Annotated in this window: 15 protein-coding genes and 1 pseudogene; 4 read left to right on the top strand and 12 right to left on the bottom strand. The window is 58.0% G+C overall.

The genetic code is table 11. The annotated features are described in order from the left end of the window. The first annotated feature begins 291 nt into the window (after nt 1-291). Nucleotides 292-1167, top strand: a complete 876-nt coding sequence (locus tag PR017_RS18655) for a helix-turn-helix domain-containing protein (RefSeq protein WP_111222321.1) — start codon at nt 292-294, stop codon at nt 1165-1167. Between the two features lie 137 nt (nt 1168-1304). On the opposite strand, the gene PR017_RS18650 is transcribed toward PR017_RS18655, so the two are convergent. The 8 genes from PR017_RS18650 to PR017_RS18615 form a co-directional block, all read right to left on the bottom strand. After that, on the bottom strand, nt 1305-1991 hold the full coding sequence (locus PR017_RS18650; RefSeq protein ID WP_111222264.1) for a YoaK family protein: 687 nt from the start codon (nt 1989-1991) through the stop codon (nt 1305-1307). Nucleotides 1992-2012: 21 nt separating this feature from the next. Then, on the bottom strand, nt 2013-3452 hold the full coding sequence (locus PR017_RS18645) for an alginate export family protein (protein ID WP_111222320.1): 1440 nt from the start codon (nt 3450-3452) through the stop codon (nt 2013-2015). A 23-nt stretch (nt 3453-3475) separates the two neighbouring features. Continuing rightward, nucleotides 3476-4330, bottom strand: a complete 855-nt coding sequence (locus PR017_RS18640; RefSeq protein ID WP_240539145.1) for a glyoxalase — start codon at nt 4328-4330, stop codon at nt 3476-3478. Between the two features lie 270 nt (nt 4331-4600). Next, complete coding sequence (locus tag PR017_RS18635) at nt 4601-5437, bottom strand: alpha/beta fold hydrolase (protein WP_341798961.1); 837 nt, start codon at nt 5435-5437, stop codon at nt 4601-4603. 264 nt (nt 5438-5701) lie between these two features. Next, on the bottom strand, nt 5702-6133 hold the full coding sequence (locus PR017_RS18630; RefSeq protein WP_111222261.1) for a DoxX family protein: 432 nt from the start codon (nt 6131-6133) through the stop codon (nt 5702-5704). A gap of 11 nt (nt 6134-6144) precedes the next feature. Next, the gene (locus PR017_RS18625; RefSeq protein ID WP_111222319.1) at nt 6145-8022 is read right to left on the bottom strand and encodes an amidohydrolase; all 1878 of its coding nucleotides are present in this window, start codon (nt 8020-8022) and stop codon (nt 6145-6147) included. Nucleotides 8023-8110: 88 nt separating this feature from the next. Beyond that, nucleotides 8111-8398, bottom strand: coding sequence for a XapX domain-containing protein (locus PR017_RS18620; protein ID WP_111222260.1), 288 nt, complete (start codon nt 8396-8398; stop codon nt 8111-8113). 79 nt (nt 8399-8477) lie between these two features. Then, a complete protein-coding gene (locus PR017_RS18615) occupies nt 8478-9167 on the bottom strand; it encodes a hydrolase (RefSeq protein WP_111222259.1) in 690 nt (229 codons plus the stop codon). 434 nt (nt 9168-9601) lie between these two features. Here PR017_RS18615 and PR017_RS18610 point away from each other — a divergent pair, with 434 nt between their 5' ends. After that, nucleotides 9602-11083 carry a mechanosensitive ion channel family protein gene (locus PR017_RS18610; protein ID WP_111222258.1) on the top strand — a complete coding sequence of 494 codons (1482 nt, stop codon included), beginning with the start codon at nt 9602-9604 and terminating at the stop codon, nt 11081-11083. A 119-nt stretch (nt 11084-11202) separates the two neighbouring features. Here PR017_RS18610 and PR017_RS18605 read toward each other — a convergent pair whose 3' ends face one another. Next, entirely contained in the window at nt 11203-12297 is a 1095-nt protein-coding gene (locus tag PR017_RS18605) for an ROK family protein (protein WP_111222318.1), read from the bottom strand. Between the two features lie 67 nt (nt 12298-12364). Between PR017_RS18605 and PR017_RS18600 the strand changes: the two genes are divergently transcribed. Next, nucleotides 12365-12781, top strand: coding sequence for a response regulator transcription factor (locus PR017_RS18600; RefSeq protein ID WP_161959383.1), 417 nt, complete (start codon nt 12365-12367; stop codon nt 12779-12781). 57 nt (nt 12782-12838) lie between these two features. Here PR017_RS18600 and PR017_RS18595 read toward each other — a convergent pair whose 3' ends face one another. Next, nucleotides 12839-13063, bottom strand: a complete 225-nt coding sequence (locus PR017_RS18595) for an ArsR/SmtB family transcription factor (RefSeq protein WP_111222256.1) — start codon at nt 13061-13063, stop codon at nt 12839-12841. Nucleotides 13064-13330: 267 nt separating this feature from the next. Here PR017_RS18595 and PR017_RS18590 point away from each other — a divergent pair. Then, nucleotides 13331-13636 (top strand): annotated as a pseudogene (locus PR017_RS18590) (transposase); the annotation flags it as partial. Nucleotides 13637-13889: 253 nt separating this feature from the next. On the opposite strand, the gene PR017_RS18585 reads toward PR017_RS18590, so the two are convergent. Continuing rightward, nucleotides 13890-15260, bottom strand: a complete 1371-nt coding sequence (locus PR017_RS18585) for an MFS transporter (protein WP_111222255.1) — start codon at nt 15258-15260, stop codon at nt 13890-13892. A 77-nt stretch (nt 15261-15337) separates the two neighbouring features. After that, nucleotides 15338-16528: a mandelate racemase/muconate lactonizing enzyme family protein gene (locus PR017_RS18580; RefSeq protein WP_111222254.1), complete on the bottom strand. Its 1191-nt coding sequence runs from the start codon at nt 16526-16528 to the stop codon at nt 15338-15340. Nucleotides 16529-16557 lie beyond the last annotated feature (29 nt).

Here is a 16557-nt window from a genome sequence, read left to right as displayed (position 1 = left end):
ACATAGTCTTTACGAAGGTCAACTGTTCAAGGATCAAGGGCCGCAAAAAATCGAGCCGTCGTTCTGACTGCCGATGCGTCCTGGACCGGTCTGTTATCAAGGGGCCAGCTCGATAAGCGTTTCTCACTCTATGTATCATTTTTCGGCTTTTGTCGCATAGCGTCATGCCAAAATTCACCAAACAGATATGGTAAATAGCGGGTGGTCGTGGCATCAACTTGCCTAGCTGAACTCTGATCGAGAAAGTAGTGCGCCTTGCTTCGTCATTCCACCGCTCGGACGACATTTCCCATCAAGTCGGGCACCGACACTTTCGGATGCCCGTTCAGCAAGCTCTACAAAGATCAAGTGCTTCATGGTGCCGATATCAGTGTCTTCCGCAAAGGTACGAGAGATGACAGAATCGAGCAGGTCGTAACACCGGCCAGCAACCGCGGATTTGCGGTCGGAATCTCGACGCTTGCCGGACATACGCGACGTATTTTCCAGGGCCATCGCGCGACGCACCATGTGTTCGCACAGGACTCACTTTACATCCGCAATCTAGCCGAGCCCTACAAAGCCGATCTCGGCGGTTCCTTTGATTTCCTATTGCTGGAGATTTCTCCAAGCGCCTTGAGCCGTATCGTTGAGGAAGCGGATTTCTCAGGCGTGACGTCTCTCGAAGCCGAGACTGCATCATCAGACCCTGTGCTTGCCAATCTGGTGCGTGCGCTGATCCCTGCGCTCGAACGACCCGAGGAGGCAAGCAAGCTGTTCATCGACCAACTGGCGACGGCAATCGGAACCCATCTTGTCCAGCGCTACGGCGGCAGGTCGCTCGCGTCACCGCTGAATTTGAGAAGGCTTTCGCGCTCGCAGGAAATGTTGGCAAAAAACATTCTTCTTGAAAATCTGGATGGCGACGTGTCCATTCTCGACGTCGCGCGAGCCTGCAATCTGTCGCGTGGCTATTTCATTCGCGCCTTCCGCGAGACCACCGGCATGACACCGCATCGATGGCTCGTCAACGAACGGATCTCCCATGCCCGCAAACTTCTGCGCGCGCAGGAAATGCCATTGTCAGAAGTGGCAATAAGCTGCGGGTTTGCGGACCAAAGCCATTTCACCCGCGTTTTCACGAACGTCGTCGGTACGACGCCGGGCAATTGGCGTCGCAATAGCTGATATCTGCAATACGCCGTTGCAATGGTTCAAGCCAGGGTGTGCGGACGAACGCGATGGCGGTTGTGTCGGCCAGCTCGCCAGTCCGGCAATGAATGGTGGTGCTTCTAACGCAGTTGCGGATGTCGTCGACGCCCGCCTTATTTCGCATCGCCTTCGGGCGTTTCTGTTTCCGCCAGAAGAGCCAGCAGGCCAAGCAAGGGCGGAACTGCGAGGCACCAAATTCCGAGCCACATGAAAGCAGCGGCGGCGACGCCGCAGCCGATGGCGAATGCGCAGACGCTCGTCAGCATCTTGACGACGCGCTTCTTGGCCACACTCTTGGCTTCCGGGGTTTCTCCCCGAACGATATCAGCGACATCGATCATGATTTGCGTGGTGTTTCCGGTCATCATCGTTGTTGGCGGCGCCTTCGCAAGGTGGATCTTGTGGGCGGCATTCTGGATCGCCATCGCGGCGACGAGCACCATGCCGGTAACGATCGCAGGCCATCCGTCTCCCTTGGGGAAGGGGCCATAAGATACCGCGAGGACGGCTGCCAGAATCAGCAACACGAGCTTCACGCGCATCATCGTACTCAGGACCGGATACTTGCGACCTGCGAGCCAGTAGCTGGCTAGTCTGGTCACAAGAATGACGGCGCAAAAGACCGGCAGAGCGAGAAGTTTTGCAATGATCCCGGACGTACCAAGCACGACAGCCGCGCCGAACGTCACGAAATTGCCGGTCACATGCGCCGTGAACAATCCCTGAAGTGCCAGAAATCCGGCTGTGTCGACATATCCGGCATCGAAGCTCAGAACTGTGGCAAGAGATAGTTTTTTCATACGGGGTTTCCTTTTTGTGCCCTACCAAGAGGCTTTCAGTTCGGCGCCGAGATAGTTGCTGTTGTGTCCGCCGGCGTGGCGGATCGTTTCGCCAGCATCGTAATGGACTGCTTCAATCGCCCCTGTAAGGTTGGCGTTGAAGGCATAATCCGCGCGCAGCTGCGTGTAGACGCCGGTCCACGATTCGCCGTGACCCGCCGTGCCGGGAACGGGAATATTCGGCTGCACGTAAACGGCGTCCTTCGTTGTCTGGCGCCACTGCAGCCCGACAGCTCCCGTCAGGGTCAATTGCTCGGTGGGCTTGATGGTGACCGACGGCTTGAGATGCATCAGGTTGGCGTAACCGGTGTAGCCGGCGAGTGAGAAGTAGTAGCCATTCGGGAACAAAGGATTGAAAGTCCCGACGGTCTGATCGCCTGGATGAGGGTCGCCGGATGCAATATCGGCCTGCATTCCAATGCGTGGCGTCCAGCCCAGTTCTTCAAATGTGTATCCAACCCGCGCGCCTGCTGCCCAGGCCCTTATATCCTTGGAGCCAACCGTGCCGGCTTGTCCCATGGCTTCGAGATCCCAGTCGAAGCCGTTGTCGGCACCGGCAAAGCGGGTGTCCAGGATGTGGCGCTGTTCGTCGCCGCTGCCGTCGAGAAAATGTGCCACGTCTTTCTGATAGAGGGAATAGTAGGCCGATAGTTCCGACTTCCCGAGCACCTGCCGCTCGACGCGCAGCGTGCTGAAGTGGAATTGATCATTCGAGGTATCGTCGAAATCCCTTTCATCCTTGTACTGCACAGGCTGACTGACGAAGCCGATGAAACGCCAGGGCCCGGTCTCCCAGTCGACCCAGATGGCGTCGAAGGATTGCCGCACGTTCGGCCCGTCGCGTGATGACACAAACCGCTGAAGATCGAAGGAGAAATCCTGTCGTCCGACCCGTGCCTTGAAGGTACCGCTTTCGAAATTGTCCGCATAGGCCAGAAACGCCAGTCGGAGATCGAAGCGGTTCTGGTCGGCACCGCCGATGATCGTCTTGTCGAAGGCGCGAACATCTTCCAACTGGGTAAACAGCTGCCAGTTCTCGTTGATGTGAAAATCGGCGTGGATCTGCGCCCGCTGCAACAAATAGGAATCGTGTTCCACGCCACCGATGCCGAAGGAAGGCGCTCCGTTGCTCTCAAAGCGCTCCCGGACCGTGGCGCCGAAGGAGACGTAGCTTTGCGGGTCGGCTATGCCGATCGGAACATATTTCAGGCGGTCGAGCGGTTGTGTCTTCAAGGCGGGATCTGCCAGCGCCGACCAGTCCTCCTGCCAGCGGTTGGTCTTGATTGGCGGCCTCTTCGGCGCTGTCTGCTGATCGGCATTCGCGCACCAGGCGCCCCCCACGGATGACAGAAGAACGATCGCTGCTGCTGCCGCAGCACCGGTTGCCTTGCGGGCAGCCGTAGCTGATTGAGTTCTGGTCATCCAGGCAAAGTTCGAGCCGCCGATCATTGCGAGACGAGCGGCGCGTGGATTTCGGCAATATATCCACCTGGGAACTGGACTATAACTGCCTGGCGCTTGTCCGACGTGTAGCGCTGAACCAGTATTTTGGCGCCCGATGCCGTCGCCTTGGCGACGGTGGCATCCAGGTCCATCACCTCGTAGCCGGTCGTCTCGTAGCCATAAGGGTACGGCAGGTGGCCATCGGTTACCAAGAGTGACATTCTTCCAAAATCAGATGTTATCCGAACGCGGCGATAGGTGTCGTTTGGACGTCCGATCTCGATACCGGGTGCGGTCTTGTCGTCGGAAACGATCCTGCCGCGCGAGAAGGCCAGGAAATCACGAATGAATGTGCTGACGGTATCCTTCGACACATAGACCTTGTTTTCTGGAACCGTGTCGAACTTCGGGTAGTCAGGGGCCTTCATGTGCCAGTAAAGCTGCATGTTGACGCCACCTGGCCATTGGATGACAGCATCACGGCCGATCGGATCGGGAAAGGCATCGACGATAACGGAGGCCCCGGCGTTGCGGGCGTCGCGGATTGCGCGGTCCATATCCGATACAAGATATCCCGTCCGTTCGTTCCCGAAGGGAAAGGGGATCGGAGTCTTGAAGCCGAACAGAGAGACCGTGCCTGCGGGCGTCTGGATCAGCTGCGAGGTCGTGCTGCTTGGCGTTGGCGTTACCGTGGCGACAATCTGCTTTGTGGACGTGCCACCGAATGTTGCGATGAAACTGGCTGCAAAAGCATCGACATCGACCACCGGGACATAAACATGCGTTGTGTCGTATTGCGCACCGACGGCAAGGCTCTTGTTTGTCTCGGCAGAATTCGCTGAATGGGACGTCAGCATGACCGAAAGACCACCGGCCGCCAATAATCGTAGTGCAGGGGTTATGATCGACATTTTCCGTCCTGTTGATTTCGGTTTTTGGGGGGAGGCGGAAGCGGCAGTTTCAACGGTCGCCCACTTCCGTTGAGCCCTTCCGGGCACTGCTTGCCGATCTCGGATTCGGCGAAGAAATCGAAGAACCTCCCGACTAGAGCGATCGGTCCGACCGAGCTTCTCGAATTCATCGCTGAAGGTGGACGCGGCGACTAAAGCCGCGTCCTTCCAGAAAGCCTAAGACTGGATGAAGGCAAGCAGATCCGCATTGAGCACGTCCGCATGGGTCGTCAGCATCCCGTGCGGATAGCCTGCATAGACCTTGAGGGTACCATCCTTGACCAGCTTGACCGACAACTTGGCGGCATCGTCAATCGGTACGACCTGGTCATCGTCACCGTGCATGACAAGAACGGGGACTGTGATCGCCTTCAGGTCTTCAGTCTGATCGGTTTCCGAGAAGGCCTTGATGCCCTCGTAATGGGCCTTGGCGCTCCCCATCATGCCCTGCCGCCACCAATTCTGTATGACGCCGGGGTAAACCTTGGCATCTGGACGATTGAAGCCGTAGAAAGGGCCTGTCGGGAAATCGAGGAACAATTGCGCGCGGTTTTCGGCAACAGCTTTGCGGATGCCGTCGAACACTTCTATCGGAAGACCGCCTGGGTTCGACTTCGTCTTCAGCATCAGCGGCGGAACGGCGGAAACCAGAACCGCTTTTGCTACGCGGCCGGCAGGCAGGCCATGCTTTGCGACGTAACGAGCGACTTCGCCGCCGCCCGTCGAATGGCCAATGTGAACGACGTTCTTCAGGTTCAAATGCTCGACGACCGCAAAGGCGTCGGAAGCATAATGGTCCATATCATGACCTTCCGAGACCTGCGCCGACCGGCCGTGGCCGCGACGGTCATGGGCGACGACACGATAGCCCTTGGAAAGGAAATAGAGCATCTGTGCATCCCAGTCGTCGGAAGAAAGTGGCCAGCCGTGGTGGAACATGATTGGCTGAGCATCCTTCGAGCCCCAGTCCTTGTAAAAAATTTCAGTGCCGTCTGCGGTTTTAACGAAACCCATGGTGTTATCTCCTGTTGGGGTCAGCTTGATGGATGATGTCTTGGCAGCTGAGGGACGGGCGGACAGTGTCATGCTGGCGGTCAGAACAGCAGCTGCAACGAGCGTGTCGCGCCGCGTTATCTGAAAATCTCTTTCGGTCATCGGAGCACCTCTGTTATTGGTTGTCTTGCAGCGATACTGAGGCAATCCACGCGGCAGCGCTATTGCAATAATAATCTCGATTGAATTGCCATTTGTGAAACAATCGCGGCTTGACCTTCCTGATTATCTCTTTGTGTTCCCCGCAAGATCGGCTGCTGCAACGATGACGAAAGCGCCGGCGAGGCCGAGATGCTCGAAAAATGCGTTTGCGGCCATCATCCGATCCATGCCCGGTGGCAATTCCCAGAAGCGAAGCGCGACAAAGGTTGCAAGCAGCGTGAAGGCCGCCAGTGCGAAGGCACCAATCCAGCGCAAAAAACCGGAAAGGATCATTGCCGAAGAGGTCAGTTCGAACACAATGACAACGATCGCAAAAACCGGTGCGGGCTTAAGACCGAAATGCTGCATTTCGGCAATCGCGCTTTGGAAATCAAAAATCTTTGTCAGCGGACCTTGGATATAGGCCGCGCACAAACCAATAAGTGCAAGGACTTGAACTGCAGGCGACGAGACCAGGGCGCTGAAGCGATTTCTGAAGCGGAGTGGTGATGTCATGATCGTCTACCTCATACGGCCCAGCACGAGCAGCCAAGTGCGCCGAAGAAACCCTTCAGGTCGGCGATAGGCAGCTTTGACGTCCATGCGCCGGCATGATCATGGCCATGGACACCGCAATCGCTGGCGCAGGCGCAAGAGGCGATGGCGGTTCGGCGCAGCGAATGGCGGCCCGCACCCTCGGGCTCGCCCCAGGCCGCGTAACCGCCGAACTTGCGCACCGGTGACCAGTCCGGCATGGCGGGTGGGATATCGCTCTCGTCGAGCTTGGCAAAAATGCCGGCACCATAGACGATCTTGCCGCCAACCATGGTGAGCTCGGACGTCAGGAAGGAGATCTCATCTTCGGCGCAGGAAAAGAAATCCTTGTCGGGAATGATAAGGTCGGCGAACTGGCCTTTTTCGATCCGGCCTTTCTTTCCTTCTTCGTTGGAGAACCAGGTGACCTTCTCGGTCCACATCCGCAGCGCAGTGTCACGATCCAGGCAACTGGCGCGTGGATACAACTGCATGCCACCAACCGTCTTGCCCGTGACCATCCAGGACAGAGAAACCCAGGGATTGTAGGAGGCGACGCGGGTGGCGTCGGTGCCGGCGGAGACGTTAACGCCACTGTCGAGCATGCGCCGGATTGGTGGCGTTGCCTCGGCCACTCCATGACCGTGTTGCTCGACGAAATATTCGCCCTGGTAGGCCATGCGATGCTGGGTGGCGATACCGCCGCCGAGTGCCGCGATACGATCGATCGAGCGGTCGGAAATGGTCTCGGCATGGTCGAAGAACCAGTTCAGTCCTTCGAGCGGAATATCCTTGTTGACCTTTTCGAAAACATCCAGTGCCCGAGAAATGGTTTCGTCATAGGTTGCGTGCAGACGCCACGGCCAGCGGTTCTCGGCCAGGACACGAACAACCTCTTCTAGTTCGCCCTCCATCTCAGGGGCCATTTCCGGCCGTGGCTGGCGGAAGTCTTCGAAGTCGGCGGCTGAAAACACAAGCATCTCACCGGCGCCGTTGTGGCGGAAATAGTCGTTGCCCTGCTTGTATTTGACCGAGGACGTCCAGTTGAGAAAATCTTCCTTTTCCTGCTTGGGCTTCTGGGTGAACAGATTATAGGCGAGGCGTACGGTCAGTTGATTCTCGTTGGACAGCTTCTGGACGACGGCATAGTCGTCCGGATAGTTTTGGAACCCACCTCCGGCATCAATCACTCCCGTGATGCCCAGCCGGTTCAGTTCTCGCGTGAAGTGCCGGGTGGAGTTGACCTGATATTCGAACGGCAGCTTGGGGCCCTTGCCAAGCGTCGAATAGAGGATGCCGGCGTTGGGCTTGGCCAGCAGCATGCCGGTCGGATTGCCTTTGGCATCGCGTGTAATCTCGCCGCCTGGCGGATTGGTCGTGTCTTTCGTATAGCCGACCGCTCGCAGCGCAGCACCATTCAGCAGCGCGCGATCGTAGAGATGCAGCAGGAAGACCGGCGTATCGGGCGCCATCGCGTTGATCTCCTCGATCGTCGGCAGCCGTTTTTCAGCAAACTGATGTTCGGTGAAGCCGCCGACGACACGGACCCACTGCGGTGCCGGCGTGATTGCCACCTGTCGCCTCAACATGTCCATGGCGTCCGCCAGCGAGCGTACACCATCCCAGCGAAGTTCCATGTTGAAGTTGAGGCCGCCTCGGATGACGTGGGTGTGGTTGTCGATCAAACCCGGCAGCACGCGCCTTCCCTTGAGATCGATGGTCTTAGTGTCGGTTCCGGCATGCACAATGACCTCGGCATCAGAACCGACGGCAAGAAATTTGCCGTCCTTGATTGCAACAGCGCTGGCGGTCGGGTTCGTGCGATCGAGCGTGGTGAACAGGCCATGGTGAAGGATGAGGTCGGCGTGCATGATGACGGCTCCGGCTTCGAGCAAGGAAGGATGGCGAGTGAACAAGAGTTCCGGAGATCGGCGGGAGACATCATCCCCGGAGCTAGACTCAGCTGTCGGACTTGGCCGCAGTTCGGCTGACAGAGGCCAGATCCTTGGTGTCCTTGCCCTTGGGCATGTGGCCGAACATGTGTGGCTTGATCTGGTTGATCCACGAAACCGCCGCCGGCTCATTGCCGATCAGCGTCTTGGCGAGAGGGACGATTTGTTCACCCACCAGGATGCCGAGAAGCCCGATCAATGCCACGACAGGCGGCGCTGGCGAGCGGACGTTGAGCAGGCTGTAGACGATGCCGACAAGGAGGCCGGCGCCGAGCGACAGGAGATAGACTTTCATGGTGATCTTCCTCGATGGTGTAGAAGTGACCTCGCAGCGGCGAAACATCCGATCCGCTGCAGACGCTTCAGTTCGCGGATCAATTGGCGGGGTTTGGGCCGATGCGCTTGCCATGGATGACGCGCTCTTCGCCGCCATGGACATGGGTGACGGCGTAATCGATGCCCATGCCATAGGCGCCCGAGTGCTCTCTCGCTAGCGAAGTGACGGCAGCATAGGTTTCCTTGCGGGCCCAGTCGCGCTGCCATTCAAGCAGTACCTGCTGCCAGGTCACGGGGACAACGCCGACCTGGATCATCCGGTCCATGGCATATTTGTGGGCGTCGATCGAAGTCCCACCGGACGCGTCCGCGACCATGTAGATCTCGTAGTCCGTGTCACGTATGCAGGAAAGCGCAAAAGTTGTGTTGCACACCTCTGTCCAGAGACCTGCGACGACCACTTTCTTGCAACCATTGCCGGCATTGCGGGCAAGCGCGTCACGGACGTTCTGATCGTCCCAGGAGTTCATCGACGAGCGTTCCAGGATGTCGTTCTCCGGGAAGACCGCGAGCAGTTCCGGGAAGGTATTTCCGGAGAAAGATGCCGTTTCCACAGTCGTGATGGTGGTTGGAACGGTGAATATCTTTGCCGCCTTGGCGAGGCCTACGACATTGTTTTTCAGGGTCTGGCGGTCGATTGACTGAACGCCGAAAGCCATCTGCGGCTGCTGATCGATGAAGATCACCTGACTGTTCTGTGGTGTCAAAACTTCCAGCTTCTTGGTCATGTCGAATACCTTTCGGTTTTGGCTTGGCTTCCGCTGTGCGGCGCATTGAAAATAGAAAGCTCGGTGTGTTCGGAGGCAAAACTTCGGTCGCGCGGCCGATTTGGGAAGAGATGCCTGCAAATGGGTTTGTGGATATTGATCCAAGCTCGGATCCACGCCCCACCGCGGCCCCGAGACTTCTACCCGTGTCCAATGGGGCATCATCCCGGGATAGTCTTGAACGGGATGACTCTTTTTTGGACGATTGGAACTTGCGGATATCGATCGAGACGAATTCGTCTCGAAACATTGCCCGACGCCCTTGCGCTCACGGCTGAGCCGAGGTCGAGTTAGCGTCGTATTCGCAATCTGGATAAGCAGTTGGTACTCGACAGGCCCGAGCTTTGCCAGCAAAGGTGCCGCGCAGACCTCATCGCCGCGACAGAAGGATCGGAATGACAATGTCCAACGAGACGGCCCTGATCCTTGCGAGCCTGCTCCTGCTTGCATCGATGATTGTGCCCTGGTTTATCGTCGACAGGTCCCTCTGGGTGAAGGCGGCCTGGCGATTGGCGGTCTTCGTCTTCCTTACCATCCTCGTGCAGCGCATTCTCGATTCCCCCTTTGCGCCGCAGTTGGTCGCGGAACCTCCCGGCATACGACTTTGGGAGCAGGTTATCGAAGTCGGCTGGTGGGTTATCGCGGCCCAGGGCGCCATCGGCATCACCCGTCTCTTCCTGGTCTTCGAGGCCAAGCCGCGGGAAACCCGCATCGTCTCGGATCTGATTGCCGCCGTCATCCATCTGGTGGCATTGTTCGGCATCATCGATTTCGTCTTTGCTGTTCCTATCGGCGGTCTTCTTGCGACATCCGGCGTCATCGCAATCGTCCTCGGTCTGGCGCTGCAGAGCAGTCTGGCGGACGTCTTCTCTGGTATCGCCGTCGGCATCGAGAGGCCCTACAGCGCCGGCGATCTTGTCTGGGTCGAGGGCGGGGTCGAGGGGAGGGTGATCCAGATCAATTGGCGGTCCACCCACATCGCCACGATCAACCACGATGTCGCGATCGTTCCCAACAGCGTCATGGCCAAATCGCGCCTGATCAATCACAGCCTGCCCACGCCGACGCGCGCAATGTCGGTCAGTGTCCGGCTGGCAGCAGGCGAATTGCCCGAACGCTGCCTGGCGGTCCTCACCGCCGCGGTGAAGACGTGCATGCTGATGTCCGACGCACCTGCGCCAAGTATCGCCAGGACGGAAGTCAGCGGCGACGGTGTCAAATATGAGATCGGCTTCTCGATCCCCAACATCGAAGCGGTCGTCGCTGCGCGAACGGAGCTGCTAGGGCACATTCAAAACCACCTGCGGCATGCGGGCATATCGCTTGCCGTGCCGGGGATCGCCAATGTCAGCCGGGCGGAGGTTCCGGCGCCGGCGATATTGCTCAAAGAGTCGGATTGGTTCGGCATCCTTGCGCCAGATGACCGCAATCTTCTCTCGGAACATTTGAGCGAAGTCTGGTATGCAACGGGCGACAAGCTGATACAGGAGGGAGAAGCTCCAGAAGCCCTCTTTATCATTGCCTCCGGTACCGTAGAAATCTCCGCCAGTGCCACGGCCGTACGCAAGGTCATCCATCGTCTCGGGCCGGGAGGAAGCCTTGGGGCCATCGGCATGATCACCGGCACGCCTTACGCGGCCACTGCCGAAGCTTTGACACCGGTGACAGCCTATCGTCTCGACAAAAAAGCCGTCGGTGACGTCATCGCGCTCAGACCTGAGCTCGTCAGCAGTCTTGAGGTTCTGGCACGCAGGGGACGGGATCTGCAACGCACTGACGTTGCGGCACATGACAGCGACCAATTGAACGAGCCCGAGGTATTTCTTTCGAAATTGCGAGGTTTCTTACGAAAGATATCGGAAACGCCGCATCGCTAACGGTTCCTAAAATTACGATGTCTTCCGCGACAAATTAGTAATAATTCATTTTGTATGTTAAATCGGCAGCGGTTCAGATCCCATCAAGCGCGGCGATACTCACGTTGGATCCGTTAAATCTAATTCCGTGCTGAAAAGCCGGTGACGCGTCCGTGTTGATGCAGCACAAGAGCCACTGCGCCTAGGACCGTGTCATCATTGCCGAGAAACTTCCCAACCACGAAGCGGGGTCTCGTTGTTTCAATCAGCTGGTCCGGCGGCTGGAGGGTATGGCGCAAAAAACTGCGTTCCATGGGCGTCAGGAAAGCCTCGCCGATTGCGGCCAGCTTGCCGACAATGACGAACAGTGGAGGGTTGAGGATGGTGGCAGCGATACCCATACCCCAGCCAGCCTTGTCCGCTGCATCGGCGATCAAGCGCCGGTATCCAAGCCGGCCATCCCTTGCGTGCTCGACAAACTGATCAATAGTGACGGGGTGGCCACCAAATTCTTCAGCGTGCCGGACAAGATGGTACCCGCCGACAAACGTCTGAAGGCAGCCCCGATTTCCGCAGCGGCAAAGAGCGCCGTTGGGATCCAGAACGAGATGGCCAAATTCGGCCGCGCTACCGGTAAAGCCCCGCTGAACCACGCCATCTCGAACGATCGCGCCACCCACGCCAAGGTCGAACTTGAAGAGGACAAAGTCTTTCTCGCCAATCGCGGCACCCCATGTCATTTCTGCCAAAGCGCCGCAGTGGCTCTCGTTTTCCGCGTGTATTGGACAGTCCAGATAATCCGAAAACAAGGCCGCAAGATTGACGCCGCCCCAGGTCGGCAGGACGTCTCCATTGAGCACCCGGCCGTCATAGCTGAGGGGGGCTGAAATCGCCAGGCCGACGCCAAGAAGGTCTGGAATGGCAAAACCGAGGGAGGCGCATTCTCGCGCTAGATTGGCCTCGATTTGCTTGGCCGCCGCCTCCGGCGCGTAGTCGCGCGGCATTTCGAACCAAACGTCCGAAAGCAGAGAATGCGCTAGATCGCAGATGACGATACGGATTTCACCCAATCCCAAGAGGACCCCTGCACAGCGTCCAGTTTCTGGATTTAAGGAGAGTAACTGCGACGGACGCCCGAAGCCGTTGCTCTTGGTATCGAGATCGAGAACGACTCCCCTATCTTTCAGCTCCGAAAGAAGTGTTGAGACGGTAGAGCGCGTCCAGCTACTCTCCAAGCCCTACAGCCGCGAGCAACTGGCACACAAAATCCGCCATGTCCTCAACAATAGCCGTCAGAACGCAATGGCTTCGGCACAACTCAAAGCCCCCCAGTCGGCGGACCCGGCCGCATCGGTGTCCGACACCGTCAAGCTCTCAGTCTTGGTCGTCGAGGACGAGCCGTTGATCCGGCTGGCGACGGTCGACATGCTGGAGGAGCTAGGACACTCCGTAAGCGAGGTGGGGACCGCCGAGGAGGCGCTGGTCATGCTCGACAAGAACCAGCCGGACATCGTGCTGACCGATCTTGGGCTTCCCGGTATGGACGGCAAAACCTTCTGCCACGAGATCAGAGGCCGCTGGCCGACAGTCGCAATTATCTTTGCCACCGGCATGGATGAAGGGCCAGCGCTTGGCGACCCCTCGCATACCGCTCTGTTGCGCAAGCCGTTCGGAATTGGCGAGTTAAAGATGGCCTTGGCGGCGGCAGTTGACGCCTAATTAAAGGACGAGCTATGGCTTAACAACTGCGTAGGACGTTCCAATATGAGCAGTTCTTCATGCAGCCTCGGCAGCGGCTCTCGTTTCATAAATTTCACCTACTGTTTCCAGCAGGCGTCGTACGCCCAGGTTGTCGCATCGGTAATACACCGTCTGCGCAACCTTACGTGTGCTGACAAGCCTATCGCCTCGCAGCCTCGCCAAATGTTGCGACAACGCGGATTGCCTTATTCCCAAGCATTGTGCGATGTCTCCAACAGACACCTCTTTGTCCAAAATCATATAGAGCAGTCGCAGTCGCACCTCGTTAGAAAGATTGGAAAGCAATCGCGCTTTTAGGGAAAATAGGTCAGGCACAGCGCGGCTCCTTGGTATTGCACGGCGGGGTCAGTAGAGTTTTTACGTGTCGAGGATTGCTTCAGGCTTTCCTACTTTATGCATGTTGCGACCTCGACCCGATCCATTGTAGCCGAGTCGGTCATTTTGGACAGCCTGACTGAACCGCCCAGGGTGTGCCGGAGGCTCCAACTTCTGAGAAGTGGAGCCACCATGAGCAGGACAACGAACAAGTTTTCACCCGAAGCCGCAACCGTGCCATACGCATGGTGCTAGACCACGAGGCCGAGCGTCCATGCCGCTGGGCTGCCGTTTTACCTATCGGTGCCAAGATTGGCTGCGCGCCAGCCACGCAGCACGAATGGGTCAGGAAGACCGAGGTCGACAGCGGCAAACGAGCAGGCCTGCCGAGCGATGTGGCCGAGACGATGAAGGCTCTTGAACTAAGAACCGTGCGCTTCGTCAGGCCAATGAGAATTAGCGCAAAGCTTCTGCATCTTTCGCCATGGCGGAGCTCGACTGGATCTCGGCGTTTAGTTGCTTCATCGACGCCTTCAACCGTCGGCGTGAAACCGCAAAAGATGTTCGACCCCTTACGCAAGTTCTGCATAAATTGGTGTTGCTCCGCAAAAGTGCGTAGCAGCTTATGAATCGGAGGGTTAGACAGTCAACTTATTGGCCAAAGATGTTACTCGGCTCAAGCAAATCATACGGGTCGTTCGGAGACAACGAAAGGAAGGAAAGACGGCAGCCACTATGATTATCCTAGGCTTTAACCGACATCGAGCAATGACGGGCTTTTCCTCACGGTTGGTATTGTCGGCGCAGGCGAAAGCGTGAAGCGTTCAATCGGCCCAACCAGCAGCCAGTAACTGACCACGGCACAAATCACATGCAGTCCGACATAGAGAAGGGCGCCGTGAAACGAGCCCGTGCCCTGGATAATGTAACCGATAGCAACGGGCGTGATGATGCCGCCGACACTGCCCGCAGCATTGAAGAGACCCCCGGTCAGTCCGATGGCTTCCTTCGGCGCCGTGTCTGCTACAACTGTCCAACCAAGCGCGCCAAAGCCTTTCCCGAAGAACGCGGCGCACATAATTGCCACGACGATGAAATTTACCTCGGTGTAATTGCAGAGGATGATGCTCGCACTCAGCCCGAGCCCAAGTGTGATCGGTATCTTGCGGGCCAGGCTCAGCGAACCCGTCCGGCGAAGCAACCAATCGGAAAAGAAGCCGGTCGTTACCCCGCCGATACAGCCGAACATCGCCGGCAGGGACGCGACAAACCCAGCCTGAAGCATCGAAAAATGCCGTGCCTCGACGAGGTAGCTTGGAAACCAGGAGATAAAGAATGTCGAGAGGGAGGCGATGCAATATTGCGCCAAGAAGATCCCGACAAGCATCCGGTTCGTCAAAATCTGCTTAATAGCCTGACGGGTCGCAATCGGCGGCGGCGCATCGGCTGCCGGCTTCGCGCCGACATCGGTCAACGCGCCCCTGGACTTGATATAGTCGAGTTCAGCTTCAGAGACCCGCGGATGCTGGCTGGGCGCAAAATAGGTCAGGCTCCAGACAACGGCAAGCACCAGGCCGAGGCCACCCATCACGGAGAAGATCGATTCCCAGCCGAAATAGTGATAGAGCGCACCCATCAGCGGCGTGAAGACGGCCAAGGCGAGATATTGCGCCGAATTGAAGATGGCACCGGCAACGCCCCGTTCATCCGACGGAAACCAAGCCGCTATGATGCGCGCCGAGGCGGGTGCAACCGGCCCTTCCAGCAGTCCGAGGATCAGCCGCAGGATGAATAGGGCTACAACCGGAAAGGCGATCCAGCCGACACCGCTGACCAGGAACACTGTTGCAGACCACCCGGCCAGCGACACCAAAATCGCGGCCTTCGCCCCCGTCCGGTCGACCAGCCAGCCGGATGGTACCTGCGACAGGAAATAGCTCCAGGAGAAGGCCGAGAACAGCCAGCCCATGTTGACAGGAGTGATCCCCAGGTCTCGCGCAATTCCTGGCCCGGCCACAGACAGCGTCGCCCTGTCGCCGGTGCTCAGCGCGAGGACGATGGTAATCAGTGCCAGGACGATGAATCGTTGGTAGCCGGCTCGAACGGGCTCGCTCGGTGTCATGGTGGTTCCCTCCCAAACAGCCTCAATCAAGGGCGTTGACGATCTTCTCTCCCGGAAGATCGGTCGCAAATGCTATGTCACATGTAGGCTGTCGACCCATCCGGCCGGCTGGGGACCTTGCGCTCCCAATGCACGTAACGGTCCGTCTTCAGATAATCTTCGTCGATTTCGACACCCCAGCCAGGGCGGTCCGGCCGCAGCTCGAGGTGTCCGCTTTGGGGGACATAGGGATCAACCACGTAATGGGCGTCGCCCATGGTCTGGCCGCGCAGCAGCCTGGTGCCGTTTGCGGCGGCTATCTCGTTCGGCAGGCGGTATTCGAGAATGCGGAAGTTCGGCTGAGACGCGCTGAAGTGCAGGTTCACCGCCGTAGCCAGCGGTCCCATCGGATTGTGGGGCGCAACGGTCACGTAGTGCGCCTCGGCGATGGCCGCAATCTTGCGCATCTCCAGGAGGCCGCCGACGACACAAATGTCAGGTTGAATGATGTCGCAGCCTCGCACTTGCAGCAAGCGGAGGAACTCAAAGCGGCTGTAAAGGGATTCACCCGTTGCCAGCGTGCATTTGAGCTCCCGATGCAGTTCGCCCCAGGCTTCGAAATTCTCAGGCCGGATCGGCTCCTCGAAGAACAGCGGGTCGTAGGGAGCCAGCGCATTGCCGAGTTGGGCGGCCTGGCGCGGCTCGAATATCTTGGCATGGGCGTCGAAAGCGATCTCGAAGCTGCTGTCGACCGTTTCGCGAAGCTCGCGAAAATATTCGGCACTTGTTCGCACGACTTCGCCCCAGCGGTTGGCATGGATGTCGATGCGATAGGGGCTGAGCTTGAAGGCGGAAAACCCCCAGCCTTCGTTGAGGGCTGCCATTTCGTCGCGGGCTTGGCTGGGATCGGGCGCCGTATAAACGCCGGCATAGACCTTGACACGATCGCGCGCATTGCCGCCGAGCAGCATATAGACTGGAACGTTTAGCGCCTTGGCGGAGATATCCCAAAGGCAATGGTCGATGGCAGAAATCGCTGCCAAGCCCAAGGCGCCCGGCGGAAAGCGTGACTGCTGCATCAGCAGTTGGATGAGATATTCGATGCGGCGTGGATCTTGGCCGGCAATGAACGTCGACAGATACTCCAGTATTGGAATGAGCGCCCTGTCGGGGCCATGATTGTAGCATTCGCCCCATCCGGTGATCCCGTCATCCGTCCGGATGGACAAGAGGACGCGTGGGCGATCCTTGTCCCTGGACATGAACGCCTGCACGTGTTCAATTTTCATTCGGTTCTCCTCCCAATCTATCTCGGCGA

This window comes from Rhizobium tumorigenes, from assembly GCF_003240565.2.
GTDB lineage: Bacteria > Pseudomonadota > Alphaproteobacteria > Rhizobiales > Rhizobiaceae > Rhizobium > Rhizobium tumorigenes.
Note: the sequence above shows the minus strand (reverse complement) of the source record. Positions and strands in the feature narration are given on the sequence as shown.

Coding starts and splice junctions, on each gene's coding strand:
- PR017_RS18595 (WP_111222256.1), bottom strand. CDS start 13,063: ATGATTTTGGACAAAGAGGTGTCTGTTGGAGACATCGCACAATGCTTG.
- PR017_RS18630 (WP_111222261.1), bottom strand. CDS start 6,133: ATGACATCACCACTCCGCTTCAGAAATCGCTTCAGCGCCCTGGTCTCG.
- PR017_RS18640 (WP_240539145.1), bottom strand. CDS start 4,330: ATGCTGACGTCCCATTCAGCGAATTCTGCCGAGACAAACAAGAGCCTT.
- PR017_RS18635 (WP_341798961.1), bottom strand. CDS start 5,437: ATGGGTTTCGTTAAAACCGCAGACGGCACTGAAATTTTTTACAAGGAC.
- PR017_RS18610 (WP_111222258.1), top strand. CDS start 9,602: ATGACAATGTCCAACGAGACGGCCCTGATCCTTGCGAGCCTGCTCCTG.
- PR017_RS18580 (WP_111222254.1), bottom strand. CDS start 16,528: ATGAAAATTGAACACGTGCAGGCGTTCATGTCCAGGGACAAGGATCGC.
- PR017_RS18620 (WP_111222260.1), bottom strand. CDS start 8,398: ATGAAAGTCTATCTCCTGTCGCTCGGCGCCGGCCTCCTTGTCGGCATC.
- PR017_RS18650 (WP_111222264.1), bottom strand. CDS start 1,991: ATGAAAAAACTATCTCTTGCCACAGTTCTGAGCTTCGATGCCGGATAT.
- PR017_RS18625 (WP_111222319.1), bottom strand. CDS start 8,022: ATGCACGCCGACCTCATCCTTCACCATGGCCTGTTCACCACGCTCGAT.
- PR017_RS18585 (WP_111222255.1), bottom strand. CDS start 15,260: ATGACACCGAGCGAGCCCGTTCGAGCCGGCTACCAACGATTCATCGTC.
- PR017_RS18600 (WP_161959383.1), top strand. CDS start 12,365: ATGGCTTCGGCACAACTCAAAGCCCCCCAGTCGGCGGACCCGGCCGCA.
- PR017_RS18615 (WP_111222259.1), bottom strand. CDS start 9,167: ATGACCAAGAAGCTGGAAGTTTTGACACCACAGAACAGTCAGGTGATC.
- PR017_RS18645 (WP_111222320.1), bottom strand. CDS start 3,452: ATGACCAGAACTCAATCAGCTACGGCTGCCCGCAAGGCAACCGGTGCT.